Here is a 24,808-nt window from a genome sequence, read left to right on the forward strand (position 1 = left end):
CGACATCGTGGATGTGCTGGCGCGGCTGCGCGAGCAGAACCCCCGCTGCGCCACGTTCCTCTTCCGCGCGCCAGACGGGACGGGGTTCCTGGGCGCGACGCCGGAGACGCTGTGCCGGGTGGACGGGACGCGGTGTGCGCCCGGCTCACGCCGCGAGGCTGGGTCGTCTGCTTGCTGGCCTCCCACGGCGGCTCCCTCTTTGATGGAGTTCAAGCGGTTTTGAACTCCTTGGTGCATGTATAGCCGAGATCGCTTAGAAGACAATCGAAGGTAATGGCCCGCGAGGCCTCTAGGAGAGTTTCTGATGACGCCGCTCAGTCCCGCTGAGGGCCCGCATTGGGTCGCCGGGATGATGCCTCTGGCGGGAGTGGATCCCCTGGCAGGGGCAGGGAGCCTGGGCATTCCTTCCGTGTATTGGGAGCGTCCGGTGGACCGCGAGGCGGCCGCGGGATGGGGCGAGGCGGGTGTGCGCGAGGCGCACGTCGCATCAGAGCTTCCGGCGGTGTTGGGCTCACTGGGTCACGAGGCCGTGCGGTGGTTGGGGCCCGTGCCTGTCCGCATGCCGGGGCCGTGGTTTGGCGGCATGCGCTTCAGCCCCACGGGGCAGGTGGATGGCGCGTGGCGTTCGCACGGGCTCGCGCGCTGGACGTTGCCGGAGGTGCTGGTGTGGCGCGAGGACAACGCGCTGTATGTCGCGGCCTTCGCCACGGATGCCCAAGGGGGCGAGGACGCGGTGCGCTCGCGGCTGGAGCGCGTGCGTGCATCCTTCTCCCAGACCTATCGCCACGCGGTGGGTGCGCCGGTGGCGCTGCGCACGACATCGTCGCGGCACGACTTCGAGGCATTGGTGGACCGCGCGGTGGAGGCCATCACCACGGGCCACCTGCACAAGGTGGTGCTGGCACGGGCGATGGATGCGGAAGGGCCGGCGCCCTTCGACATCGTGGATGTGCTGGCGCGGCTGCGCGAGCAGAACCCCCGCTGCGCCACGTTCCTCTTCCGCGCGCCAGACGGGACGGGGTTCCTGGGCGCGACGCCGGAGACGCTGTGCCGGGTGGACGGGCGGGTGCTGGAGACGGAGGCGCTCGCGGGGACGGCGGCGCCGGGTGGCGAGGCGGCGCTGGATGCCAGTGACAAGGACCGGCGCGAGCACGAGGCGGTGGTGCGCTACATCCTCCAGGCGCTCAAGCCGGTGGCCGCGAGCGTGTCCGCGGACGCGCAGCCGTCGGTGCTCGCGTTGAAGAACGTGATGCACCTGCGCACGGGCATCCGCGCGAAGCTGGGCGAGGGCGTGGACACCGCGCAGGTCGTCACCGCGCTGCATCCCACGCCGGCGGTGGGCGGCACGCCGCGCGAGCGCGCGCTGTCGTTCCTGGTGGAGCACGAGGCCCTGGACAGGGGCTGGTACGCGGGACCGGTGGGCTGGGTGGGACCGGGACGCGCGCATCTGGTGGTGGCGTTGCGCTCGGCGCTGGTGCGCGGCTCGCATGCCCGGCTCTTCGTGGGCGCGGGCATCGTCGCGGGCTCCAGCGCGGAGTCCGAGTGGCGGGAGACGGAGATGAAGAGTCTGGCGATGCTGCGCGCACTGGGGGGCGGGGATGTCGTCCGACGCTAACCTCAACGTGTTGTGGGCGCGCGCCCTGCTGGAGGAGCTGGTGCGCGGCGGCGTCCGGAACGCGGTGGTGTGCCCGGGCTCGCGTTCGTCGGCGCTGGCGCTCGCGTGCGCGCACACGCCGGGCCTGCGCACCTGGTCGGTCATCGATGAGCGCAGCGCGGGGTTCTTCGCGCTCGGCATGGCCAAGCACTCGCGGCAGCCGGTGGTGCTGGTGGCGACGAGCGGCTCCGCGGGCGCGCACTTCTATCCGGCCGTCATCGAGGCGGCCATGGCCCAGGTGCCGCTGGTGGTGCTGACCGCGGACCGGCCGCTGGAGCTCCAGGGCTGGGGTGCGCCGCAGACGGTGCCGCAGGCCCGCTTCTACGGCGAGTTCGCGCGGCTGTTCGCGGACGTGGGCCTGCCCGAATCAAGCACCGCGGCCGTCGCGCACCTGAGGGCCACGGCTGCCCGTGCGGTGGCGACCGCGTGTCGCGCGCCCCGGGGCGCCGTGCAGCTCAACGTTCCGTTCCGCGAACCGCTGGCGCCCATCGCGCAGGACTTCGGCGTGGAGAAGGTGTCGGCGCTCGCGAGGGACGGTCGCTCTGACGCGCCGCTCACCCGCATCCAGCCGCCGTCGCGGGCCCCGGATGCGGCCACGCTGGACAGCGTGCGAGCGCGCATCGCCGCCACCGAGCGGGGCGTCATCGTGTGCGGTCCTCGCGACGAGGACGACGGCTTCGGAGAGGCCATCGCCGCGCTGAGCCTGGCGACGGGCTACCCGGTGTTCGCGGAGGCCGCGTCGCAGGCGCGCTATGGCGGCGGTCCGCTGACGGTGTCGCTCTACGACGCGCTGCTGCGCCATGAACCCTTCGCGCGGGCCCACAAGCCGGCGCTCGTGCTGCGCTTCGGCGGAGGGTTGACGCCCAAGTCCCCGCAGCAGTGGATGGACGCCTCCGAAGCGGAGGTCATCGTCTTCAGCGATGAGGGCGCGCTGTATGACCCGCCGCACCGGGCCTCGCTCGTGGTGGAGGGCTCCGCGGTGCTCGCGTGTCGCGCGCTGACGCCGGGCCTTTCGAGGGGCCCCGGCCGTTGGGCCCAGGGCTTCATGGGCGCCGAGCGCGTGGCCCGCAATGCGTTGGAGACCGCGCTCGCGGAGCGCCCCGATGCGCTGACCGAACCGCGACTGGCGCGCGAGGTGGTGGCCGCACTGCCGGCGGGTGCGCTCCTCTTCGTGTCCAGCAGCATGCCCATCCGAGCGGTGGACGCCTTCGCACAAGGGGGCGGCGTGCCGCTGCGTGTGCTCGCGAACCGGGGTGCCAACGGCATCGACGGCATCGTGTCCAGCGCGGCGGGCGTGGCGGCGGCGGCGGGAAGGCCCGCGGTGCTGCTGTCCGGCGACCTGGCGCTCCTGCACGACGTGGGCGGACTGCTCACGGCGTCGCGGGCGCGAGTGCCGCTGACGGTCGTGGTGGTGAACAACGACGGGGGCGGCATCTTCTCGTTCCTGCCGCTGGCGCAGTCGGCGAAGCCGGACGAGTTCGAGACGCTCTTCGGAACGCCGCACGGCGTGGACCTGTCGCACGCGGCGGCGCTCGCGGGGGCCCGGTTCCATCGCCCCACGACTCCCGCGGCGCTGCGCACGGCGGTACGATCGGGGCTGGAGGGCGGGCTGCACCTCGTGGAGGTCCAGGTCGACCGCGCCACCAACGTCGACGAGCACCGACACCTCTTCGCGCGGATGGCCACCGCACTGGGAGAAGGACCATGGGCGTGACGCTTGCGTATGACACCTGGGGCGAAGGCCCGCGCACGTTGCTGGCGCTGCACGGCTTCACTGGCAGCGGCGCTTCGTTCGAGCACCTGAAGCCGCTGCTCGGTCGCTCCGTGCGCGTGGTGACGGTGGACCTGCCCGGCCACGGCCGCACGCCGCTGCCCGACAAGACGGGACGCGAAGGCTTCCTGGAGACGGTGGACGCCGTGATCCGCCTGGCGCGCGAGCTGGGAGGCCCGGTGGACCTGCTCGGCTATTCGCAGGGCGCGCGGCTGGCCCTGGCCGCGGCGGTCACCGCGCCGGAGTGCTTCGGCCGGCTCATCATGGAGAGCGGCTCCCCGGGGCTGCACCGCCGTCAGGAGCGCTCTGAACGACGCGAGGCCGACGCGAAGCTCGCGGGCTTCATCCGCGCGCGGGGCGTGGACGCCTTCGTGGACCGCTGGGAAGCGCTGCCCCTGTTCGAGGGACTGCGCCGCCTCCCCGCCCCGCGGATGGCCGCGCTCCGGGAGCGCCGTCAGGCCTGCACGGCGGAAGGCCTCGCCGGGGCGCTGGAGTGCCTGGGCCTGGGCGTGCAGCCGGACTACTGGCCGTCGCTGCACCGGCAGCGGTTGCCCACGCTGCTGCTCACCGGCGCCGACGACGCGAAGTTCACGAACCTGGCGCGGCGCATGGCGGCGGAGCTGCCGGTGGTGTGGCGCCACGCGTTCACGGGCAGTGCGCATGCGCCGCACCTGGAAGCACCGGAGGAGTACGTCCGGGAAGTGCTCTCGTTCCTGCAGACGCCCTGGTACGAAGCGCCGCAGTTCGAACCCGTCATCCTGGCGCGAGAGGCCGCCCACTCGTGAGCACCCTGGTCTCCAGTCCCTCCGACGCCGCTCCCCCCCGGCCCACGCTCAAGACGTGGCTGATGGCCGTGCGCCCGAAGACGCTGACGGCGGGCGCGGTGCCGGTGCTGGTGGCGACCGCGCTGGCGTATGGCGAAGGGGTGGGGCGCCTGCTGCCGGCGCTCGCGGCCCTCGTGGGCGCGGTGCTGATCCAGATCGGCACCAACTTCATCAACGACTACTACGACTTCAAGAAGGGCGCGGACACCGCCGAGCGCCTGGGCCCGAAGCGCGTGACGCAGAGCGGCCTCATCGCCCCGGCCACGGTGCTGATGGGGGGCCTTGCGTGCTTCGCGCTGGCGACGCTGGTGGGCCTGTATCTCGTCGCGGTGGGCGGCTGGCCCATCGTGATCATCGGCGTGATGTCGCTGCTGTGCGGCTACGCGTACACGGGCGGGCCCTACCCGTTGGGTTACCACGGGCTGGGTGACCTGTTCGTGCTGATCTTCTTCGGCCTCGTGGCGGTGACGGGCACGTACTACGTGCAGGCGGGAGTCGTGGGGCCCGCGGCCTGGTGGGCGTCGCTGCCGGTGGGTGCCATCGGCACGTGCCTCATCGTCGTGAACAACCAGCGCGACGCGAGCACGGACGTGAAGGCCGGCAAGCGCACGGTGGTGGTCCGCTTCGGCGCGGGTTTCGGCCGGGCGGAGTACGTGCTGCTGCTCGTGGCCTCGTACGCCACGCCCTTCGTGTTGTTCGCCCGTGGGCTGGCGAGCGCCTGGGTGTTCCTGCCGCTCTTGAGCCTGCCGTTGGTGGCGCCGCCGCTGAAGATGATGTTGAAGTCGGAAGGTGCGGCACTCAACCCCGCATTGGGTGCCACGGCGCGATTGCAGCTGGTGTTCGGGCTGCTGTTCGCGCTGGGACTGTACCTGCGCTGAAGGAGCTCATGCGCATCACCGAAGCGACGCTCACCCCCCTGCGACTCACGATGGCCCGTCCGCTGAAGACGGCGAAGGCCACCTACACCACGCGCGAAGGCTTCATCGTCCGGCTGACGGACGAGGACGGCCGCATCGGGCAGGGCGAGGCGATGCCGCTGCCGGAGTTCGGCACGGAGTCCCTCGCCACCACGCACCAGATGCTGCGCGACTGGCTGGGCGCGCTCCAGGGCCAGTCCCTGGACGACAGCATCGAAGGCATCGAGGCCACGCTCGCGCCTTCGCCCAACGACGCGACCCGCTCCCTGGGAGCGAAGATCCGTTCCTTTGATCCGGAGGAGCACGCCCCCGCCGCGCAGCACGGCCTGGAGCTGGCCCTGTTGGATCTGCTGGCCCAGCGCAAGGGCGTGCCCCTGTGCTGGCTGCTCGCGGAGGAGGCGCGGCCGGAGGTGCTGGTGAACGCGCTGCTGAGCGCGGAGGCCCCGGAGGAGCTCGCCCAGGAGGCGAGGGACGCGGTCGCGGAGGGCTTCCAGACGCTGAAGCTGAAGGTGGCCGGCCGCACGCTGGACGCCGACGAGGCCCGGGTGCGCGCCGTGCGAGCCGCGGTGGGGCCCGGGGTGCGCCTGCGCCTGGACGCGAACGGCGGCTGGACCGAACCCGAGGCGAACCGCGCCCTGGATCGCCTGGGCTGGTACGAACTGGAGCTGGTGGAGCAGCCCACGCCTCCGGAGGACCTGCAGGCGCTGTGGCGGGTGCAGCGCCGCGCGCCGTGCATCATCGCCGCGGACGAAACACTCGCCTCGCCCGCGGCGGTGCGCGCGCTCCTCACGATGGACCTGGGCGGCGGGCCGGTGGTGGGCGCGGTGGTGCTCAAGCCGATGGTGCTCGGGGGCCTGCTGCCGTCCATGGTGGTGGCCCTGCGCGCGGCCCGGCTGGGCATGCACGCCTACGTCACCAGCTCCCTCGACGGCGTGGTGGCCCGGGCGGGCGCCGCGCACCTGGCCTCCGCGCTGCCGTCGGGAGAGCTCGCCTCGGGACTCGCGGTGGGGCGGCTCTTCGCGGACGAGCCGAAGAATCACCCCTACCGACCGGAGCGGGGCCTGCTGCGGCTGCACGATGTGCCGGGCCTGGGGCTGACGCCGGAGCTGATCGGGGTGCCCTGAAGATGCGCTTCGGCTGTCCCATCCACGAAGGCGCACGGCGGCATCCGGAGGCGGAGGCCCTGCGCTTCGCGGGACGCGGCTGGACCTTCGGGGCGCTGGACGCGGAGGTGGCGCGCTGGACCGCGACGCTGGAGGCGCGAGGCGTGGGGCAGGGTGACCGCGTGGCGCTGCTGTCGACGAGCCACCCCGCGGTGACGTTCCTCTTCTGGGCGCTGGGCCGCGTGGGCGCGGTGTTCGCGCCGCTCAACGCAAGGCTCACCCGCGCGGAGCTACAGCCCCTGGTGGACGCCGTCGCGCCGCGCCTCACGTTGGCGCTCGAACCGCTGCGAGACAGGCTCCCCGGAGCGGAGTCGCTGGAGGCGTTTCCAGCCCGCGAGGCCGCGTCCTCGTCCCGGAGCTGGGAAGCGGACACACCCCGCGTCATCCTCTTCACCAGCGGGACGACGGGCCGGCCCAAGGGCGCCGTGCTCACGGAAGCAGCGTTCCGCGCCTCGTGCCGGGCCTCCGCCCTGAACCTGGGCCCGCACCCCGCGCCGCGCTGGCTGGGCACGCTGCCGCTGTTCCACGTCGGTGGCCTGGCCATGCTCACGCGCACCGCTTACGAGGGCGGCTGCCTGCTCCTGCACGAGCGCTTCGACGCGGACGCCGTCAACCGCGCCATCGACGCGGAAGGCGCCTCGCACGCGAGCTTCGTCGCCACCACGCTGGAGCGGGTGCTGGACGCCCGCGCGGATCGGAGGCTGCCGGACACCTTCCGGTGCGCGCTGATTGGTGGCGGCCCCGTCCCCACGGCCCTCCTCACCCGCGCCAGGGCCGCGGGGCTGCGGGCCCTCCAGACCTACGGCCTCACCGAGGCCTGCTCCCAGGTCACCACGGAGCGTCCCGACGAAGCGGATGGACGCACCGCGGGTCCTCCCTTGCCGGGCCTGGACGTGCGCATCGTCAGCACCGACGGCGCGCCGCTGGCCGTGGGCGAGGAAGGGGACGTGGAGGTGCGCGGCCCCACGCTGATGGCCGGCTACTGGAACCAGCCCGACGCCACGCGCGACGCCTTCCACGACGGCTGGCTGCGCACCCGGGACGTGGGCGTCCTCGATGCGCGCGGACGCCTCACGCTCCTGTCTCGCCGCACGGACCTCATCGTGCGCGGGGGAGAGAACCTCTACCCGGCGGAGATCGAAGCGGTGCTCGCCAACCACCCGGCCATCGCGGAGTCCGCGGTCGTCGGCGTGCCGGAGCCCCACTGGGGGGAAGTCCCCGTGGCCTTCGTCGTCCTGCGCCCCGGCCACGCGCTGCCCGGAAATCTGGACGCGTGGTGCCGCCAGTCCCTCGCGGGCTTCAAGGTGCCCACGCGTTTTGTCGCGCTTGAAACACTTCCACGCAACGCGATGAGCAAGGTGGAGCGCCCCGTCCTTCGTAAACACGCGATGTCTCAGTCGGTGTTTCAGCAGGGGTCTTGAATTACCCGCACCCTGGGTTGAATGGGGCTTCCAAGACTCGCTGAGTTGACCAGACAGGCAGGCTAGAGTTGCCCGCGTGGGGGGCAATCTGGAGCTCTCGGTGAGTAACGCAGTGGAAGCAGTGAAGTCGGAAGTGAAGTCCGAAGGGGTTCGCCCCGACGCGCAGGGAAGCAGGGCCAGCAACGCGATGAAGTGCCCGCATCTGGGCGCCCAGTACAATCCGTTCGCGGGGCCGCACGTCGAGGATCCGCACCCGTTCTACGCGGAGTTGCGGCGGGACGCGCCCGTCAGCTTCAACCCCATGCTGGGGATGTGGCTGGTGAGCCGGTACGAAGACATCTGCCACGTGTTGAAGGACCCCACGCGGTTCTCCTCGGGGGAGATGGGCAACGTCGGCTCGGTGTTCGCCCCGGAGACGCTCGCGGTGCTCGCCGAGGGCTATCCGCTGGGGGAGAGCCTGCTGGCCTCGGATCCGCCCACGCACACCCGGCTGCGCAAGCTGATGGGCCGGGGCTTCTCCGCGCAGCGCATCGCCGCGCAGGACGGCCCCATCCGGGCCGTCACGCAGGAGCTCATCAACAAGTTCGTGCACCACGGCCAGGCGGACCTGGTGAAGCAGCTGGCGTACCCGCTGCCCGCGCGGGTCATCCTGGGCATGGTGGGCGTGCCCGAGGAGGACATGGCGGACATCAAGCGCTGGTGCGACGACTTCTTCCGGATGATCTTCACCCGCGTCCCGGCGGAGGAGCAGCCCCCCCTGGCGCGCAGCTGGGTCACCTACCAGCACTACGTCGCCCGCCTCATCGCCAACCGGCGCGACGAACCGCGCGACGACCTGGCCAGCTACCTGGTCACCACCGACGCGGACGGTGAGGCGCTCACGCTGCCGGAGCTCATCGTCGCCATCGCCGGCAGCCTGCTGGCGGCCGGCCACGAGACGACCGCCGCGCTGCTCTCCATGTCCTGGAAGCAGGCCCTGCTGCAGCCCGGCCTCTGGCAACGGCTGCGCGAGGACCGCTCGCTGGTGCCCCACCTCATCGAGGAGACGCTGCGCTTCGACTCCGTCTCGCACGGGATGATCCGCACCACCACGGAGGACGTGGAGCTCGCGGGCGTCGCGCTGCCCAAGGGCACGCGGCTGCTGCTGCTCTACGCGTCCGGAAGCCGCGACCCGGCGCTGCTGCCGGACGGAGACCGCTTCGACATCTCCCGCCACCACCCGTCGCACCTGGGCTTCGGCCGGGGCATCCACTTCTGCATCGGCGCGCCCCTGGCACGGCAGGAGGCCCTCATCGCCACCAACCTGCTGCTGGATCAGATGCCGGACCTGCGGCTCGCGCCGAACCCGGACTTCCAGATCACGCAGAGCCTCACGCTGCGCGCCATGCAGAGCCTGCGCGTGGAGTGGACCCCCACGGGCTCCTGACGCGCCCGGCGCTCCGGCCCCGCCCGTGGACTCACGGACGGGCCGGGGCGTCCCGGGGTCAGCACTCCGAGGCGGGGTGGCCCCAGGGGTTGGTGCGCGGGTACTGACGCAGCAGCGTGCACAGCCGGTGGGCCGCGAGCATCGTCGCGGACGGCCGCGGCGGCTCGGTGTGCATCGCCGTCTGGCCCAACCGGGCCGCCTGCAGGGCCAGCGCGTGCTGGACTTCCGGAGACCAGCGCTTGAATTCGAGCCATTCCATGAGCGTGCTCCTCCTTGAGGGAACGCCCATGTAACGTCCTTCAAACCCGGAAATCACGACGCCTCGCGTTGGCCCGAGGCGTCACTGCCCGCCTTCCGACACAGGGCTCAGGCCTGCGAGGGATTGGCAGGTCGGCCAATGAGCATCATCAGGCCGAAGGGGTTCCCCTCGTTCGTCAACCGGTCGATGTCCCAGACGTAGTCGTCGCTGAGCCCGTGGGTGAGCTCGCGCATCTCCTCGATGGAGTAGGTCCGCAGACAGGACACCACGCCGTCGAACGCCGCCGCGATGGGGATGAGCGGCATGAGGTACGTGAGCGCCAGCCGGTCCATGCGCACGGGGCGGATGAAGGGCGTCGCCAGCGGCACGTTGAGCAGGGCCGCCGCCGTCATCGCGATGGCCGGCCCCCGACGCTCCACCAGCTCCATGATGGCGATGCCCCGGCGCTGCGCCACGGCATCCGCCAGCACCTTGCGCGCCAGCTCCGGCGGCAGGTGGTGGAACGAGTTGCACATGATCCGGAAGCCCTTGAACGACGCCGGCACCGCCGTCGCGTCCACCGGCGTCGTCACGTAGTCCACGCGGCCCGGGTGCGCGGCCTTCACCTTCTCGAACGCGGACACCTCCGGGTACAGGTCCGTCAGGAGCGCCGTCGCGGTGTACTGCTCCTGCGTCTCCAACATCTCCAGCAGCTTCGGCACCGGCCCCGCGCTGCCCGACGCCATGTCCAGCAGCTGCGTCTCGCCCATCGCCGCCATCGCGCCCTTCAGCCGCCGCACGAACTCCACGTAGCGGTCGTCCGACAGGCTCCAGACGTACGCCAGGAAGTCCGTCACCCCACGGCGAAGAACCTTGGGGAACCAGGGCTGATCCTCTAATTCGAAAAGTTGCAGTCTGGGCATAATCGCTGGGCGCTCCAAGGGGCTCAGGGGGGAGACGTCCCCGCCACTGTCGCGCAGTCCGGAGCGACGCACAAGAGGCGCGCACCGGGTGTATTGGCACACATCCACTCGCGCAGGCACTCGGGCAGGGTTGCAAACCAGACATGAATTCGTCCGGCCCCCGCGCAACTTTGAAGCCTTGCAGGAAATGCCGACACGGGAGTCAGCCCGTCCGCCCTTCACTCGTGGGCGTAGGGGAAAACACGCACGAAGGCATGGGCAGACATGCAAGGTTTTCAGAGGGGTGCGTTTTAATAAGTGGGCGGGATGCACGGCGGCCCGGGCGGTGTCTCCGCTCGGAAGGCGGCGACCCGGATCATGCGGTGCCCGCGTCTCCAGAAGCGGGGTTGCAAGGGGTTGTCAGTGTTCTTAACTACGATCGAGGGGGGGCTTCGGTCGTCGGGTCGCACGGTTGAATCCTGATCAGCTCGCACACAACGGGAGGGGAGTAATGGCTCCGGAATCTGTTGATGTGATCGTCGTCGGAAGCGGGCCGGTGGGTGCCATGGCGGCCAACCTGCTGGGGCATCACGGGCTGCGCACCGTGGTCATCGAGAAGGAGACCGTCCCGCACACGCAGTCGCGGGCCATCAACGCGGACGACGAAGCCCAGCGCATCTTCCAGGCCGCCGGCCTCACGGGCGAGCTGGGGCCGGGCTTCCACCCGTGCCTGAAGATGTCCTACGTCGACGACGAGATGCGCGTGCTGGCGGAGGTGGACTTCACCAAGGTGGAGCGGCCCAACGGGCACTTCATCGGGTCGCTGTTCAGCCAGCCGCGGCTGGAGGCGTCGCTGCTGCGCGGCATGGAGCGCTTCCCGCACGTGGCGCTGTGGCGCGGCCACGAGGTCGAATCCTTCATGCAGGACGAGGACGGCGTGTCGGTGCGCGTGAAGGAGAACGCCACCGGCCGCACCACGACGCTGCGCGCCCGCTACCTGCTCGCGTGCGACGGCGCGAAGAGCGCCATCCGCCGCCGGCTGGGCCTGAAGCTGGAGGGCACCACGGCGCTCGCGCACGCGCTGGCCATCTCCGTGGAGACGACGTCGTCGGCGCCGGACTTCACATACTACCCGTGCGGCCCGGAGCGCGTGGGCATCGTGACGCGCACCGCGCACGACGAGATCCGCTTCGACACGGTGGTGAAGTCCGGCCAGGACCTGGAGCACGTGCGCAGCCCCGAGTACGTGCGCGGCATCATCGCCCCGTACATCGATCCGGACAGCGTGAAGGTGAAGAGCGTCAACCTGTACGCCTACCACAGCCGCATGGCGGAGAAGTGGCGGGTGGGCCGGGTGTTCCTGCTCGGGGACGCGGCGCACCTCATGCCGCCCTTCCTGGGGCAGGGGCTGTGCTCCGGCCTGCGCGACGCGGCGAACCTCACCTGGAAGCTCGCGCACGTGCTGGGCGGCGCCGCGGACGCGTCGCTCCTGGACACCTACGAGGTGGAGCGCCGGCCGCACGCGGCGGAGATGATGCGCCTGTCGGATGCGCTGGGGTCGATGCTGGCCTCGGGCGGCCCGCTCATGGCCCGCGCCCGCAACGCGTTCATCAACCTGCTGTACCGGATGCCCGTCACCGGCCCCTTCATCCGCGAGTACAAGATGAAGCCGAACCTCTTCCATGCGGAGGGGTTCCTCTTCGGCGGCAAGCGCGGCAAGTCCAAGCAAGCCGCCGAGGGCGCCTACTTCCCGCAGCCGCGCGTGGAGCATGGGGAGGAGGGGGAGCGCCCGCTCGACGACATCATCGGGCAGCGCTTCGCCGTGCTGACGCGGCCGGGTGCGCCCGCCGACGTGCAGCAGGCCGCGAAGGCCCTGGCGGAGGACATCGGCGGCACCTGGCTGTCGGTGGCGCCGGCGGCGCGCTCCGGCGCGGGACGCAAGGGCGAGGTGGTGGACCTGGAAGGAAAGCTGGGCGCGTGGTTCGCCCAGCACGCGGCCGACCTCGTCGTCCTGAGGCCGGACCGCTACGTCTACGGCGCCACGAACCGCGCGGGCGTCGCGCAGCTCCACGCCACCCTGAAGCAGACGGTCCGTCCGTTCACGCGCCGGGGCAGCCGCGTGTCGCGTCGGATCTCATCGCTCGGCGCCTGATCTTCAAACGGGCCCTGGGGGCCCGCAGCACCTGACGGGCGTCGGAGGCCTTCCCAGGCCTCGGCGCCCGTCGGCCTTCCAGCACCGGCTCAGGCCGCGGCGGCCTGGAGCATCCGCTTCGCCTTCTCCATGCAGTCGCCGTAGAAGCGCAGGTAGATGTCCAGCGCGCGCGCGCCCGTCTTGCCGATGGTGGCCGCGTGCTCGGGCGCCTGGCCCAGCAGCTTGTTGAGCATGATCTCGTTGAGGGCGGTGTGGCCCACGTCGAGCTCCACGTGCTCCTTGATGAACGTCAGCGAGTTCATCACGTCCGGGCCGAGCACGCGCTTGCACTGCTCGATGAGCCGGGGCGCGAACACCACGGACAGGTTCTCGATCTCGTACTCGATGGCGACCTGCGCGCCGGGCATGGCGCTGTTGATGGTCTCCTCGTGGATCTGCCGGTACTCCTCCATGGCCGGCGTGGGGGCCTGGGCGAGCAGCTGCTCCGCGTCCAGCTTCGGCATGCGGCGCTTGTTCCACCCGGCCACGAGGCTCTTGGTGTCCTCCACCATCATCAGGTGGTGACCGGCCTCGTGCTTGGCGTGGGTGATGAGCTGCTTGCCCACTTCCTCCAGGCCCACGCGCACACAGGACTCACCGGCGCGGCGGATCCACCCGTCCACGGGCTCCGTCATGTACACACCCAGGGCACACAGCTGGATGAGGAAGCCCTCCAGCAGGGCGGGGTCCACGTTCGGATCCAGCAGCGTCGTCACGTGGGGGCCGGAGGCCAGGACGTGGCGGACGTCGATGACGTGGGGGAGGTACTGCGAATCGACGAGGGGCTTGCTCATGGGGGGGGTTGTCCTCAACGGGAGTGGGCACCGCGGCGCCCGATGGTGAGTTCGCTGATGTGCTCGAGGAAGTCGGGAACGAGTTTCGACGAGATGATCCACATGTACGGGTCCGGTCCGTCGTGCAGGCCGCACTCCTGCACGTAGCTGCCGCCTTCGTCCTCGCGCAGGTAGAGGAAGGAGGGGCGGCGGCGCTCCAGGTACCAGTGCCGGGCCGCGTCCATCAGGGCCGCGTAGGCGCGCGTCCCGTCCTCGACGAGCGAGAACATGCGGGTGTTGTCGAGCAGGCGGAAGAGGTTGGCGCCCAGCTGCCCCAGCTCCATCACGGCGGCGGCGTAGGGGATGCCGTTGCGGCGGGCCACGAGGATGGCGCGCTCGCGCTCCATGCCGAAGCTCTTCCACTTCTGCGTGACGGGCGTCAGGTCCAGCCGGTCCCGCGTCAGGTCCAACGACTCCACGTAGCAGTTCGGGAACTGGCGGGCGACGCTCGCGGCCAGCAGGCTCAGCTCGCCGTCGGTGGCGGGGCCCACGTCGAACTCGCGGTGGTCGCGGCCGCTCAGCTCGTGGCTGAACGCCTTCATCTTCTGGATCTTCCGCGTGTACGCCAGGCCCGAACCGGAGGCCATCTGGCGCTCCGCGTAGCGCACGTGCGCCTTCGCGATCCACGGGTTGAGGGCCTCCACGTAGGCAATCACCCAGTGGAAGTCCGGGTCGCTCTGCGGGTGCTCGAACGTGCGCAGGTAGATGTCGCGCATGATCTGCCCCGCCTCCTGCACCCCCGGCGGCGGCTTGCCGGGCCGCTTCGCCACCTGGTGGCCCAGCCACGCGTGGCGGTACGGCTTGGTGAAGGACAGCGTCGCCTCGATGCCGCGCTCGGACGGCCACACCGCCTGGCAGAACAGCTGCGGCACTTCCGCGGCGCGCTTCGCGAGCGACGCGAAGTTGAGCTTCAGCTCCTCGAACTCCTCCGGAGAGCTGCCGCCCAGGCTGAAGAAGCCGGAGCGGTTGAACAGGTCCCAGAGCTGATCCACCAGACCTTCGCTGGTGCGCGTCGCGGGGGACATCGTCTGCGACACGAAGCGCACCCAGCGCGCCTCGTCGGAGGAGTAGGGCAGCACGCTCAGGCCGCACAGCACGCTGCCATCAGGGCGCACGCTGCTGACGAAGCGGATCTCCCCGCGCACGCTCACCGTCTGACCTTCGCCCAGCTCCAGCTCGATGAGCGGCGGTAGCAGGCCCGGGAACATCAGGTCCTGCGGCATGCAGCGCACGCACAGGCCGGAGAAGGACAGGTCCAGCACCTCGCGCCGCATCAGGCCCAGCTCCCGCCACAGCGGGTGGTGGAAGCGCGCGCTCACGCCCTCGGGCGCCGGAACGCGGCGGTGCCAGCGGTGACGGATGCGGAACAGCTGCTCGGGCAGGGTGGTGAAGAGGCGGTCGCCCTCGCCCCGGCCCGTCTCCGCGCGCATGCGGTAGGCGGAGTTGTAGCCGATGACGTCGATGTCGTACGCCGGGTCGCCCCACTCCGGGGTGGACTCCTCGGTGCGCCACTCCAGCTCATTGGTGGAGGCGTGGAAGCGCTCCAGCACCATGCGCACCACGCGGCCCTGGCGGCGCAGCACGCCCTTGTTCCCCGAGGCGCAGATGGCCCCGAAGATGGAGCGGATCCGCTCCGGGTCCACGATGGTGTCCTGCACCGGCATCGCGGACGCGGCCGGCTCCGCCACGCCCCGGCGCAGCGCGTCCGCCAGGAACGCGAGGATCTCCCGGCCCTGCTCCAGCGTCACGCCCACCAGCTGCAGCCCCACCGGGGCGTGCGGCACGTCCGAATCCGTGGGGATGAAGGCGCCGTTGAGCGGCCCGACGGTGACGCCATTGAAGGACAGGTACACGGGGAAGGTGCGCGCCTCCGACGTGTCGACCTTCTCTTCGCGCGGCGCCACCCACACCACCGTGGGGCTCAGCCGCGTCACTTCACCCAGCACCGCGTCCGGGCTGCCCAGCGCGCAGGTGATGGCCGTGGGGCCGGTGCCGTGCAGCGAATAGCCCGAGTCGTCCAGGGCCGCTTCAGCAGGAGGGAGGGGGATCACGTTGCGCAGCGCATCGCCACTGCCGAACTCGATCGCATACCGGAACTTCGTGGACGCCGGGATCCCTCCATCCATCGTCAGGACTCCCCTCTTGCGAGCAGCGACACCATTGATGGTCGGCGATGTTGCGAGCACAACACTTCCTCCCTGATCCGATGAAGACGCTGACGGCTCTGGACTCTGGGTACCCATCATGAGGAGTTCGCTCGTAACAGTCAAACCGAATTTATATACCCTGACTGTTTTTCAGGGCCCCCGGGCGACTCACCCCGGGTCATGGTTGACCAAGGAAGTACGGGGTTTCCGAGGAGTACTACGCACCCACAGACGCATCTTCACCGGTAAGATGGCGCATAGCTGTAAAGCCGCCAAAACTGAATCTGAGAATCGCTCTCGACCGGGCGGGCAATGGACGCGTGTCGGAAGCGGTCGGTATGGTGGGCGCTCCAGGGTCAGGGGAGGGGAGACGCGAATGAGCGCAGCGCTCGATGCGAAGGGCTCACCGGGTGATGAGGTGACGCCGCCCGGTGGTCAGGGTCTGGAGTCGGTGGATCTCCCGGACGTCTTCCAGGTGAACGTGGCGCAGTCCGCGCGCGACGCCCTGGGGCTTTTGGGGGCCACGCGACGTCTCCACGGCGTGGAGGTCGTGCTGGAGCTTCCCGACGATCCGGTGATCGCCCGGGTCAGCCGCCGCCGGCTGGAGCAGGTCTTCCTCTTGCTCATCGCCCACGCGACGGACACCGCGACGCCGGAGGCCTCCACCGTGAAGGTGGTGGTGGATCCCCCGGACGACTTCGGGGAGGTGGGGCCGCGCTTCCAGGTGGTGATGCCGGGCGTGGCCCTGTCGGAGCGGGAGCTGCGCTCGGTGGTGCTGTCCCCGCTGCGCGTGGGGAGCACCCACCGGAGGCTCGCCCGCGCGCGGGAGCTGGTGGACGCGATGGGCGGCGAGCTGTCGGTGGAGCGGCTTGAGGAGGGCACGGGCGTGAGCATCCAGCTCCCCGCGCCCGGCCTCGCGAGCTTCTAGCCGACGGGCCGGCAAGCGCGGCCCTGCTTTGCAGACCATTGGCTGCGATAAGCGCGGCGCACCCGGGGTGCGCCCAAACGCGGCCCCGCGCGGCCAAACTCCTTGACGACCGGGGGCGGGTTCCGGACTATCCGCCGCCTCCAATACACGGTCCCAATCAGGAGTTTGCGTTCATGGCGCCTCCCTCTGGCGAGAAGATCACCCTGCAGAACGGCAAGCTGAACGTGCCGGCGAACCCGATCATCCCCTTCATCGAGGGCGACGGCACCGGCCGCGACATCTGGAAGGCCTCGCAGGCCGTGTTCGACGCCGCGGTGGAGAAGGCGTACGGCGGCAAGAAGAAGATCTCCTGGTACGAGGTCCTCGCCGGCGAGAAGTCCTTCAAGCAGGTGAACAACTGGCTGCCCGACGAGACGGTCGAGGCCTTCCGCACCTACCTGGTGGGCATCAAGGGCCCGCTGACGACGCCCGTGGGCGGCGGCATCCGTTCGCTGAACGTGGCGCTGCGCCAGATGCTCGACCTGTACGTCTGCCTGCGGCCGGTGCGCTACTTCAAGGGCGTGCCCAGCCCGGTGAAGCAGCCGGACAAGGTGGACATGGTCATCTTCCGTGAGAACACGGAGGACATCTACGCGGGCATCGAGTTCGAGGCCGGCACGGACGCGGCCAAGAAGTTCCTGGCGTGGCTCCAGGCGGAGTTCCCCAAGGACGCGAAGAAGGTCCGCTTCGCTTCGGACGTGGGCATCGGCATCAAGCCCGTGTCGAAGGAAGGCACCGAGCGCCTCGTGCGCGCCGCGATCCAGTACGCCGTGGACCTCAAGCGCAAGAGCGTGACGATCGTCCACAAGGGCAACATCATGAAGTACACCGAGGGCGCGTTCCGCAAGTGGGGCTACGACCTCGCCGCGCGCGAGTTCGGTGACAAGGTCTACACCTGGGATCAGTGGGAGGCGACCAAGGCCGCCAAGGGCGAGGACGCCGCCAACGCCGAGCAGAAGGCGGCCGTGGGCGCGGGGAAGATCCTGATCAAGGACTCCATCGCGGACATCACCCTGCAGCAGGTGCTGACGCGTCCGGACGAGTTCGACGTCATCGCCACGCTGAACCTCAACGGCGACTACCTGTCGGACGCGCTCGCGGCGCAGGTGGGCGGCATCGGCATCGCGCCGGGCGGCAACATCAACTACGTCACCGGCCACGCCGTCTTCGAGGCGACGCACGGCACTGCTCCCAAGTACGCGGATCAGGACAAGGTGAACCCGGGCTCGGTCATCCTCTCCGGTGAGATGATGCTGCGCCACCTGGGCTGGCACGAGGCCGCGGACCTGATCATCAAGGGCATGGACCGCGCCATCGCCGCGCGCACCGTGACGTACGACTTCGCGCGCCTGATGAAGCTGGAGACGAAGGACGCCGTGACCGAGGTGAAGTGCTCGGAGTTCGGTCAGGCCATCATCAAGCACATGTAGTTCCCACCCCGAATCAGGAGGGCGAAACCATGGCTCAGAATCGCAAGAAGAAGATCGGCCTCATCGGCGGCGGCCAGATCGGCGGCAACCTGGCGCTGCTGGCGGTCCAGAAGAACCTCGGCGACGTCGTGCTCTACGACATCCCGGCGGCCGAAGGTCTGGTCAAGGGCAAGGCGCTGGACATCAACCAGCTGTCGGCGGTGGACGGCTACGACAGCCGCGTCATCGGCTCCACGGACTGGAAGGACGTGGCGGGCTCGGACGTGATCATCATCACGGCCGGCGTGCCCCGCAAGCCGGGCATGACCCGCGAGGACCTGCTCGACGTCAACCTGAAGATCATGCGGGACGTGGCGGGCAACATCAAGCAGCACGCCCCCAACGCCTTCGTGATCAACGTCGCGAACCCGCTGGACGCGATGGTGTACGCGCTCCACAAGATCGCCGGCCTGCCGGACAACATGGTCGTGGGCATGGCGGGCGTGCTGGACACCAGCCGCTTCAAGTGCTTCGTGGCGGAGGCCCTGGGCTCCTCCATCCGTGATGTGGAGGCGCTGGTGCTCGGCGGCCACGGCGACGACATGGTGCCGCTCGTGCGCCACAGCACCGTGGGCGGCGTGCCGCTCACCCAGCTCATCGCCAAGGACAAGCTGGACGCCATCATCGACCGCACCCGCAAGGGCGGCGCTGAGCTGGTGGGCCTGTACAAGACGGGCAGCGCCTACTTCGGGCCGGCCGCCTCCTCCATCGCCATGGCGGAGAGCTTCCTGTTCGACCGCAAGCGCGTGCTGCCGGCCGCGGCCATGCTCAAGGGCCAGTACGGCATCAGCGACTTCTTCTTCGGCGTGCCGGTGCAGATCGGCGCGGGCGGCGTGGAGAAGGTCATCACCGTGGAGCTGAACGACGCGGAGAAGGCCGAACTCAAGAAGTCCTACGAGTCGGTGAAGCAGACGGTCGAACTCGTCAAGCTGTAGCCTTCCCGCATCGGTCGGTCGGGCCCGCCGGATGCTGCCGGCGGGCCGCCGCCTGATGCCGCGAATGATCCGGGCTTATCCCCCGGCACACCGTCGTTGCGGCGGTATTTTTCCAAGTTAACTAGCGTGTAGGACTCGCACGGGATGGTCGGGAGCGGGTGGGTTGTCGCGAAGCGCGGTCTTCGCGATCCATCGGCTGCAGGCCCGGCGTCTGACGGTCAAGGAGACGATGATGGCGGCAGCAGCGCGATTCACGGTGGTGGGCGGCGGTCTCGCCGGGCTGATGACGACGATCAAGCTGGCGGAGGCGGGTCACCAGGTGGACGTGCTCTCGCTCGTCCCGGTCAAACGCTCGCACTCCGTCTGTGCCCAGGGCGGCATCAACGGCGCGGTGAACACGAAGGGTGAGGGTGACCACCCGGACATCCACGTGATGGACACGCTGCGCGGCGGCGACTTCCTCGCGGAGCAGACCTCCGTGAAGGGCATGTGCTACGCGGCGCCCGGCATCATCTACCTGCTCGACCGCATGGGTGTGACGTTCAACCGCACGCCGGAAGGCCTGCTCGACTTCCGCCGCTTCGGCGGCACCCTGCACAACCGCACCGCGTTCGCGGGCGCCACCACCGGCCAGCAGCTCTTGTACGCGCTGGACGAGCAGGTACGCCGCTACGAGGCCGAAGGCAAGGTCACCAAGTACGAGTACTGGGAGTGGCTTGGCACGGTGAAGGACGGGAACGGCCGCTGCATCGGCAGCGTGGCCATGGACCTGCGCACCATGGAGATCCGCACCTTCCCGGCGGAGGCCGTGTGCCTCGCCACGGGCGGTCCGGGCATCGTCTTTGGACGCTCCACCAACTCCATCATCAACACCGGCACCGCCGCGGGCCGCGCGTACATGGAAGGCGCGCTGTACGCCAACGGTGAGTTCATCCAGGTGCACCCGACCTCCATCCCGGGTGAGGACAAGCTGCGCCTGATGAGCGAGTCGGTGCGTGGCGAGGGCGGCCGCGTCTGGGTGCCGCGCAAGAAGGGCGACGTGCGCGCCCCCAAGGAGATCCCGGAGAGCGAGCGCTGGTACTTCCTGGAAGAGAAGTACCCCAAGTACAAGAACCTCGTGCCGCGCGACGTCGCGACGCGGGAGATCTTCATGGTCTGCCGCGACCTGGGCCTGGGTGTGGGCGGGCGCGACGGCGTGTACCTGGACGTGACGCACATCCCGGCCAAGACGCTCGACGCGAAGATCAAGGGCGTCATGGAGATCTACGAGAAGTTCGTCGGAGATGATCCGCGCCACACGCCCATGGTCATCTTCCCGGGCATGCATTACTCGATGGGCGGCCTGCACGTGTCCTTCGACGCGGATCCGAAGACGCAGACCCCGAAGGACGGCAGCCCGATCAATCAGACCACGCGCATCCCGGGCCTGTACGCGGCGGGCGAGGCGGACTCCGCCTTCCACGGCGCGAACCGCCTGGGCGCCAACTCGCTCTTGTCGTGCATCTACTCGGGCATGATCGGCGGCCCGGCAATGGCGGCCTTCGCCAAGTCGCAGGAGGTCAGCGCGGCGGCGAGCCCGGAGAAGTACTTCAACGACGCGAAGAGCTACTGGGTGGACCGCTTCGCCACCATCAAGGCCATGAACGGCGCGGAGAACCCGTATCAGCTCGCCAAGGAGCTGGGCGACGTGATGACGGAGAACTGCACCGTGGTGCGCTACAACGACCGCCTGAAGAAGACGGTGGAGCGCATCCGCGACCTGAAGGACCGCTGGAGCCGGGTCAACGTGCTGGACACGGGCGTGGTCGCCAACCGGGCGCTGTCGTACACCAACCAGGTGTGGAACATGCTGGAGCTGGGCGAGGTCATCGCCAAGAGCGCGCTGCTGCGCGACGAGAGCCGTGGCGCCCACTACAAGCCGGACTTCTCCCTCCCGGAGCCCGCGACGAAGGACCCGCGTCAGGATCCGAACTGGATGGAGCTGTGGAAGAAGCGCCACGAGAAGTGGGCGAAGACGACGATCGCCAGCTACGCCGCCCAGGGGCCGGAGATCTCCTACCAGGACCTGCCGACGCCGGTGCTGGATCCCGAGCCGCGCTGGTACGCATAGGCGGGGCGACTGTTTTTCGGACCCGCGTGCACCACTGCGCGGGACTCCGCTACCTGATTTGGCAGTGAAGGGAAGGGCTCGAGCACCATGGACACCGCACAGGCCAGCGCCGTCAGCACCCAGACCATCACCTTCCGCATCTGGCGGCAGGATGATCCGAACAAGCCGGGCCACTTCGACGAGTTCAAGGTCCCCTATCGCAAGGGCGCCAACGTCATCTCCTGCCTGATGGAGATCCAGCGCAACCCCGTCACCTCGGACGGCAAGAAGGTCGCCCCGGTCATCTGGGACGCCGCGTGCCTCGAAGAGGTGTGTGGCAGCTGCGCGATGAACATCAACGGCCGGGTGCGCATGGCCTGCTCCGCGCTGGTGGACAAGCTCGAGCAGCCCATCACCCTGGAGCCGATGAAGAAGTTCCCGGTGGTGCGCGACCTCACCGTGGACCGCGAGCGCATGTTCGAGTCGCTCAAGCGCGTGAAGGGCTGGATCCCCGTCGACGGCACGTACAACCTGGGCCCCGGCCCGCGCCAGTCGCAGAAGGACCACTCCGTGATGTACGTGCTGTCCACGTGCATCACCTGCGGCAGCTGCCTGGAGGCGTGCCCCCAGGTGACGCTGGACAACGACTTCATGGGCGCCGCGCCCATCAGCCAGGCCCGCCTGTTCAACATGCACCCCACGGGCAAGTTGAACGCCGAGGAGCGCACGCGCGCCCTGATGGGCCCCGGCGGCATCCAGGACTGCGGCAAGGCGCAGAACTGCGTGAAGGTCTGCCCGAAGGAGATCCCCCTCACGACCTCCATCGCGGTGATGAACCGCGAGGTCACCAAGCTGATGATCAAGGACATCTTCTTCAAGGAAGAGGAGCAGAAGGCGTCCAGCGGTCCGGGGTAGTCCTCCCGCGCCTGTTCGCGCTTCCTCGCGGCCCCGTGTCAGCGCCCTCCACCAGGCGCTGTGCGGGGCCGCGGTCGTTTGTGCACGCACGCCCTGGCGGCGGGCCACCCACCGACCGTGGGGCAGGGCGCTGTAGGTGGGCTCATCCTCCCGGACACCGGGGGTTATGTCGGGAGCGGGGCAGGTGTCCTGCGACGACGCTGGAGGCCAAACGGCCTTGCCAAGCGTCGCTTTCTGCGCAATGAGGGCCGGCGTTGACGCCCCGTCCGGGCCGTCCCCGTCTCCCCTCGTCCCACCCGGAGCTTCGATGAAGATCCACGAGTACCAGGGCAAGGAACTCTTCCGGAAGTATGGCGTGCCCACGCCGCGCGGCATCCTCGCGCTCTCTCCCAACGAGGCGGAGGCCGCGGCGAAGACGCTGGCCACGCCTGTCGTCGTCGTGAAGTCGCAGATCCACGCCGGCGGCCGCGGCAAGGGCGGCGGCGTGAAGCTGGCCAAGAGCCCCGCGGAGGCGAAGGAGCTGGCCAAGCAGATGCTCGGCATGAAGCTCAAGACCATCCAGACCGGCCCGGAAGGGCAGACGGTCCACAAGGTCTACATCGAGGAAGGGCTCGCCATCGGCCAGGAGCTGTACCTGGGCGTGACGCTCGACCGCGCCACCAGCCGCATCACCTTCATGGCGTCCCGCGAGGGCGGCGTGGAGATTGAGGAAGTGGCCGAGCACCACCCGGAGAAGATCCTCCGCGAGACGGTGGACCCGGCGGTGGGCTTCCTGGACTTCCAGGGCCGCAAGCTGGCCTTCGGCCTGGGCCTGAGCGGTCCCACGGTGAACAAGTTCGTGCAGTTCTGCTCCGCGCTCTACCGGATGTTCATGGAGACGGACGCGGCCCTCGTGGAGGTGAACCCGCTGGTCATCCTGAAGGATGGCGGCGTGGTGGCGCTCGACGCGAAGGTGACGTTCGACGAGAACGCGCTCTACCGTCACAAGGATCTGCTGGAGTACCGCGACATCGCGGAAGAGGAGCCCCGCGAGACGCAGGCCAAGGAGTTCGACCTGGCCTACATCGCGCTGGACGGCAACATCGGCTGCATGGTGAACGGCGCCGGTCTGGCCATGGCCACCATGGACACCATCAAGCTGGTGGGCGGTGCTCCGGCCAACTTCCTGGACGTGGGCGGTGGCGCGAACAAGGAGAAGGTGACGGCGGCCTTCAAGCTCATCCTCGCGGATCCCCAGGTCAAGGCGGTGCTCGTCAACATCTTCGGCGGCATCATGAAGTGCGACGTCATCGCCGAGGGCATCATCGCGGCGGCCAAGGAAGTGCAGCTCAAGATCCCGCTCGTCGTGCGGCTCGAGGGCACCAACGTGGAGAAGGGCAAGGACCTCCTCCGCAACTCCGGGCTCGCCATCACCCCCGCGGACAACCTGCGCCAGGCGGCTGAGAAGGCCGTGGCGGCGATCCAGTAGTCCGTCGCGCACTCTTTTCCTGAAGGAACGCCATGAGCATCCTCGTCAACGAGAACACGAAGGTCCTCGTCCAGGGCATCACCGGCTCGGCGGGCTCGTTCCACGCCAAGCAGATGTTGGAGTACGGGACGAAGCTGGTGGGCGGTGTCACGCCGGGCAAGGGCGGCACCGACTTCGAGGGCAAGGTCCCCGTGTTCAACTCGGTGGCCGACGCCGTGAAACAGTCGGGCGCGAACACGTCCGTCATCTTCGTGCCGCCGCCCTTCGCCGCCGACTCCATCATGGAGGCCGCGGACGCGGGCATCTCCCTCATCATCACCATCACCGAGGGCATCCCCGTCAACGACATGATCCGCGCCAAGCGCTACCTGCAGGGCAAGGCCGTGCGGCTCATCGGTCCCAACTGCCCGGGCGTCATCACCCCCGGCGCGAAGTGCAAGATCGGCATCATGCCGGGCCACATCCACAAGCCGGGCCGCATCGGCGTGGTGTCGCGCTCCGGTACGCTGACGTACGAGGCCGTGCACCAGCTCACGCAGCTGGGCCTGGGCCAGTCCACCGCGGTGGGCATCGGCGGCGACCCCGTCAATGGCACCGACTTCGTGGACGTGCTGAAGCTGTTCCAGGCGGATCCGGAGACGGACGCCGTGATCATGATTGGTGAAATCGGCGGCAGCGCCGAAGAGGCGGGCGCGGAGTACGTGGCCCGTGAGTTCACCAAGCCGATCGCCGGCTTCATCGCCGGTCAGTCCGCGCCCCCGGGCAAGCGCATGGGCCACGCGGGCGCCATCATCTCCGGCGGCAAGGGCACGGCCGGGGAGAAGATCAAGGCGATGGAGGCCGCGGGCATCCTGATGGCCGCGAGCCCCGCCGAGCTGGGCACCACGCTGCAGGAAGTCGTCAAGCGCGGCGCCCCCAAGAAGAACCGCTGAACCGTCATCCCCGCGAACCCACACGAGGACTCAATTCCATGGCCATCGAGCGCACGCTGTCCATCATCAAGCCGGACGGGCTGAAGAGCCACGTCATCGGCAAGGTCATCTCCCGCTTCGAGGAGAAGGGCCTGAAGCCCGTCGCCATCCGCCTGCAGCAGCTGTCGCAGACGGAAGCGGAAGGCTTCTACGCCGTCCACAAGGCCCGGCCCTTCTTCAAGGACCTGGTCTCCTTCATGATCTCCGGTCCGGTGGTCCTGATGGTGCTGGAGGGTGAGAACGCCGTCCTCGCCAACCGCGAGATCATGGGCGCCACGGATCCGAAGAAGGCCGACAAGGGCACCATCCGCGCGGACTTCGCCAAGAGCATCGATCAGAACACGGTGCACGGCTCGGACAGCCTGGAGAACGCGAAGAACGAGATCGCGTACTTCTTCCGCGAGACCGAGATCCAGACGTACTCGGCGTAACGCCGCATCCAGCCCCAGCGCTGGACAGGACTCCGGCCCGGAGCCCGCGCCCCTCGAAGGCGCAGGCCCGGGCCGT

At 69.5% G+C, this 24,808-nt stretch carries 20 protein-coding genes and 1 pseudogene; 17 read left to right on the forward strand and 4 right to left on the reverse strand.

Translation table 11 applies throughout. The annotated features are described in order from the left end of the window. From D7V97_RS45830 to D7V97_RS11700, 8 genes and pseudogenes are all read left to right on the forward strand, one after another. Window positions 1-223 (forward strand): annotated as a pseudogene (locus tag D7V97_RS45830) (chorismate-binding protein); the annotation flags it as partial. Window positions 224-304: 81 nt separating this feature from the next. Next, a complete protein-coding gene (locus tag D7V97_RS11670; protein ID WP_120610691.1) occupies window positions 305-1,615 on the forward strand; it encodes an isochorismate synthase MenF in 1,311 nt (436 codons plus the stop codon). Further along, on the forward strand, window positions 1,599-3,368 hold the full coding sequence (gene menD / locus D7V97_RS11675) for a 2-succinyl-5-enolpyruvyl-6-hydroxy-3-cyclohexene-1-carboxylic-acid synthase (protein ID WP_120610692.1): 1,770 nt from the start codon (window positions 1,599-1,601) through the stop codon (window positions 3,366-3,368). Before D7V97_RS11670 ends, menD begins: the two co-directional genes overlap by 17 nt. Next, window positions 3,359-4,210 carry a 2-succinyl-6-hydroxy-2,4-cyclohexadiene-1-carboxylate synthase gene (gene menH, locus D7V97_RS11680; protein WP_120610693.1) on the forward strand — a complete coding sequence of 284 codons (852 nt, stop codon included), beginning with the start codon at window positions 3,359-3,361 and terminating at the stop codon, window positions 4,208-4,210. The genes menD and menH overlap by 10 nt, the downstream gene beginning before the upstream one ends. After that, the gene (locus D7V97_RS11685; RefSeq protein WP_120610694.1) at window positions 4,207-5,127 is read left to right on the forward strand and encodes a 1,4-dihydroxy-2-naphthoate polyprenyltransferase; all 921 of its coding nucleotides are present in this window, start codon (window positions 4,207-4,209) and stop codon (window positions 5,125-5,127) included. Before menH ends, D7V97_RS11685 begins: the two co-directional genes overlap by 4 nt. Before the next feature lie 8 nt (window positions 5,128-5,135). Continuing rightward, window positions 5,136-6,290, forward strand: a complete 1,155-nt coding sequence (gene menC / locus D7V97_RS11690) for an o-succinylbenzoate synthase (RefSeq protein WP_120610695.1) — start codon at window positions 5,136-5,138, stop codon at window positions 6,288-6,290. A gap of 2 nt (window positions 6,291-6,292) precedes the next feature. Then, on the forward strand, window positions 6,293-7,750 hold the full coding sequence (menE, locus tag D7V97_RS11695; protein ID WP_120610696.1) for an o-succinylbenzoate--CoA ligase: 1,458 nt from the start codon (window positions 6,293-6,295) through the stop codon (window positions 7,748-7,750). 100 nt (window positions 7,751-7,850) lie between these two features. Continuing rightward, window positions 7,851-9,176: a cytochrome P450 gene (locus D7V97_RS11700; protein WP_120610717.1), complete on the forward strand. Its 1,326-nt coding sequence runs from the start codon at window positions 7,851-7,853 to the stop codon at window positions 9,174-9,176. A 58-nt stretch (window positions 9,177-9,234) separates the two neighbouring features. Here D7V97_RS11700 and D7V97_RS11705 read toward each other — a convergent pair whose 3' ends face one another. Then, complete coding sequence (locus D7V97_RS11705; RefSeq protein WP_120610697.1) at window positions 9,235-9,435, reverse strand: hypothetical protein; 201 nt, start codon at window positions 9,433-9,435, stop codon at window positions 9,235-9,237. 107 nt (window positions 9,436-9,542) lie between these two features. Continuing rightward, window positions 9,543-10,271: a class I SAM-dependent methyltransferase gene (locus D7V97_RS11710; RefSeq protein WP_120610698.1), complete on the reverse strand. Its 729-nt coding sequence runs from the start codon at window positions 10,269-10,271 to the stop codon at window positions 9,543-9,545. Window positions 10,272-10,827: 556 nt separating this feature from the next. Between D7V97_RS11710 and D7V97_RS11715 the strand changes: the two genes are divergently transcribed. After that, window positions 10,828-12,468, forward strand: coding sequence for a bifunctional 3-(3-hydroxy-phenyl)propionate/3-hydroxycinnamic acid hydroxylase (locus tag D7V97_RS11715; RefSeq protein ID WP_120610699.1), 1,641 nt, complete (start codon window positions 10,828-10,830; stop codon window positions 12,466-12,468). Between the two features lie 89 nt (window positions 12,469-12,557). Here the strand turns inward: D7V97_RS11715 and D7V97_RS11720 are convergent, their stop codons facing one another. Next, window positions 12,558-13,301 (reverse strand): iron-containing redox enzyme family protein, encoded by a 744-nt coding sequence (locus tag D7V97_RS11720; RefSeq protein ID WP_120610700.1) that lies wholly within the window; start codon window positions 13,299-13,301, stop codon window positions 12,558-12,560. Between the two features lie 14 nt (window positions 13,302-13,315). Next, window positions 13,316-15,466: a hypothetical protein gene (locus D7V97_RS11725; RefSeq protein WP_199728778.1), complete on the reverse strand. Its 2,151-nt coding sequence runs from the start codon at window positions 15,464-15,466 to the stop codon at window positions 13,316-13,318. A 397-nt stretch (window positions 15,467-15,863) separates the two neighbouring features. Here D7V97_RS11725 and D7V97_RS11730 point away from each other — a divergent pair, with 397 nt between their 5' ends. The 8 genes from D7V97_RS11730 (at window position 15,864) to ndk (ending at window position 24,732) form a co-directional block, all read left to right on the forward strand. Next, entirely contained in the window at window positions 15,864-16,415 is a 552-nt protein-coding gene (locus D7V97_RS11730) for a HAMP domain-containing sensor histidine kinase (RefSeq protein WP_120610702.1), read from the forward strand. A gap of 173 nt (window positions 16,416-16,588) precedes the next feature. Further along, a complete protein-coding gene (icd, locus tag D7V97_RS11735; protein WP_120610703.1) occupies window positions 16,589-17,884 on the forward strand; it encodes an NADP-dependent isocitrate dehydrogenase in 1,296 nt (431 codons plus the stop codon). Between the two features lie 29 nt (window positions 17,885-17,913). Beyond that, window positions 17,914-18,858, forward strand: coding sequence for a malate dehydrogenase (mdh, locus tag D7V97_RS11740; RefSeq protein WP_120610704.1), 945 nt, complete (start codon window positions 17,914-17,916; stop codon window positions 18,856-18,858). 232 nt (window positions 18,859-19,090) lie between these two features. Next, window positions 19,091-20,968, forward strand: coding sequence for a succinate dehydrogenase flavoprotein subunit (gene sdhA / locus D7V97_RS11745; RefSeq protein ID WP_120610718.1), 1,878 nt, complete (start codon window positions 19,091-19,093; stop codon window positions 20,966-20,968). 87 nt (window positions 20,969-21,055) lie between these two features. Continuing rightward, window positions 21,056-21,862, forward strand: a complete 807-nt coding sequence (sdhB, locus tag D7V97_RS11750; RefSeq protein ID WP_120610705.1) for a succinate dehydrogenase iron-sulfur subunit — start codon at window positions 21,056-21,058, stop codon at window positions 21,860-21,862. Window positions 21,863-22,169: 307 nt separating this feature from the next. Beyond that, window positions 22,170-23,330 (forward strand): ADP-forming succinate--CoA ligase subunit beta, encoded by a 1,161-nt coding sequence (gene sucC / locus D7V97_RS11755; RefSeq protein WP_120610706.1) that lies wholly within the window; start codon window positions 22,170-22,172, stop codon window positions 23,328-23,330. A gap of 32 nt (window positions 23,331-23,362) precedes the next feature. Beyond that, a complete protein-coding gene (sucD, locus tag D7V97_RS11760) occupies window positions 23,363-24,262 on the forward strand; it encodes a succinate--CoA ligase subunit alpha (protein WP_120610707.1) in 900 nt (299 codons plus the stop codon). A gap of 38 nt (window positions 24,263-24,300) precedes the next feature. Further along, complete coding sequence (gene ndk, locus D7V97_RS11765; protein ID WP_120610708.1) at window positions 24,301-24,732, forward strand: nucleoside-diphosphate kinase; 432 nt, start codon at window positions 24,301-24,303, stop codon at window positions 24,730-24,732. The last annotated feature ends 76 nt before the right edge of the window (window positions 24,733-24,808 follow it).

The sequence above is a fragment of the Corallococcus sp. CA053C genome, assembly GCF_003611675.1.
Taxonomy (GTDB): domain Bacteria; phylum Myxococcota; class Myxococcia; order Myxococcales; family Myxococcaceae; genus Corallococcus.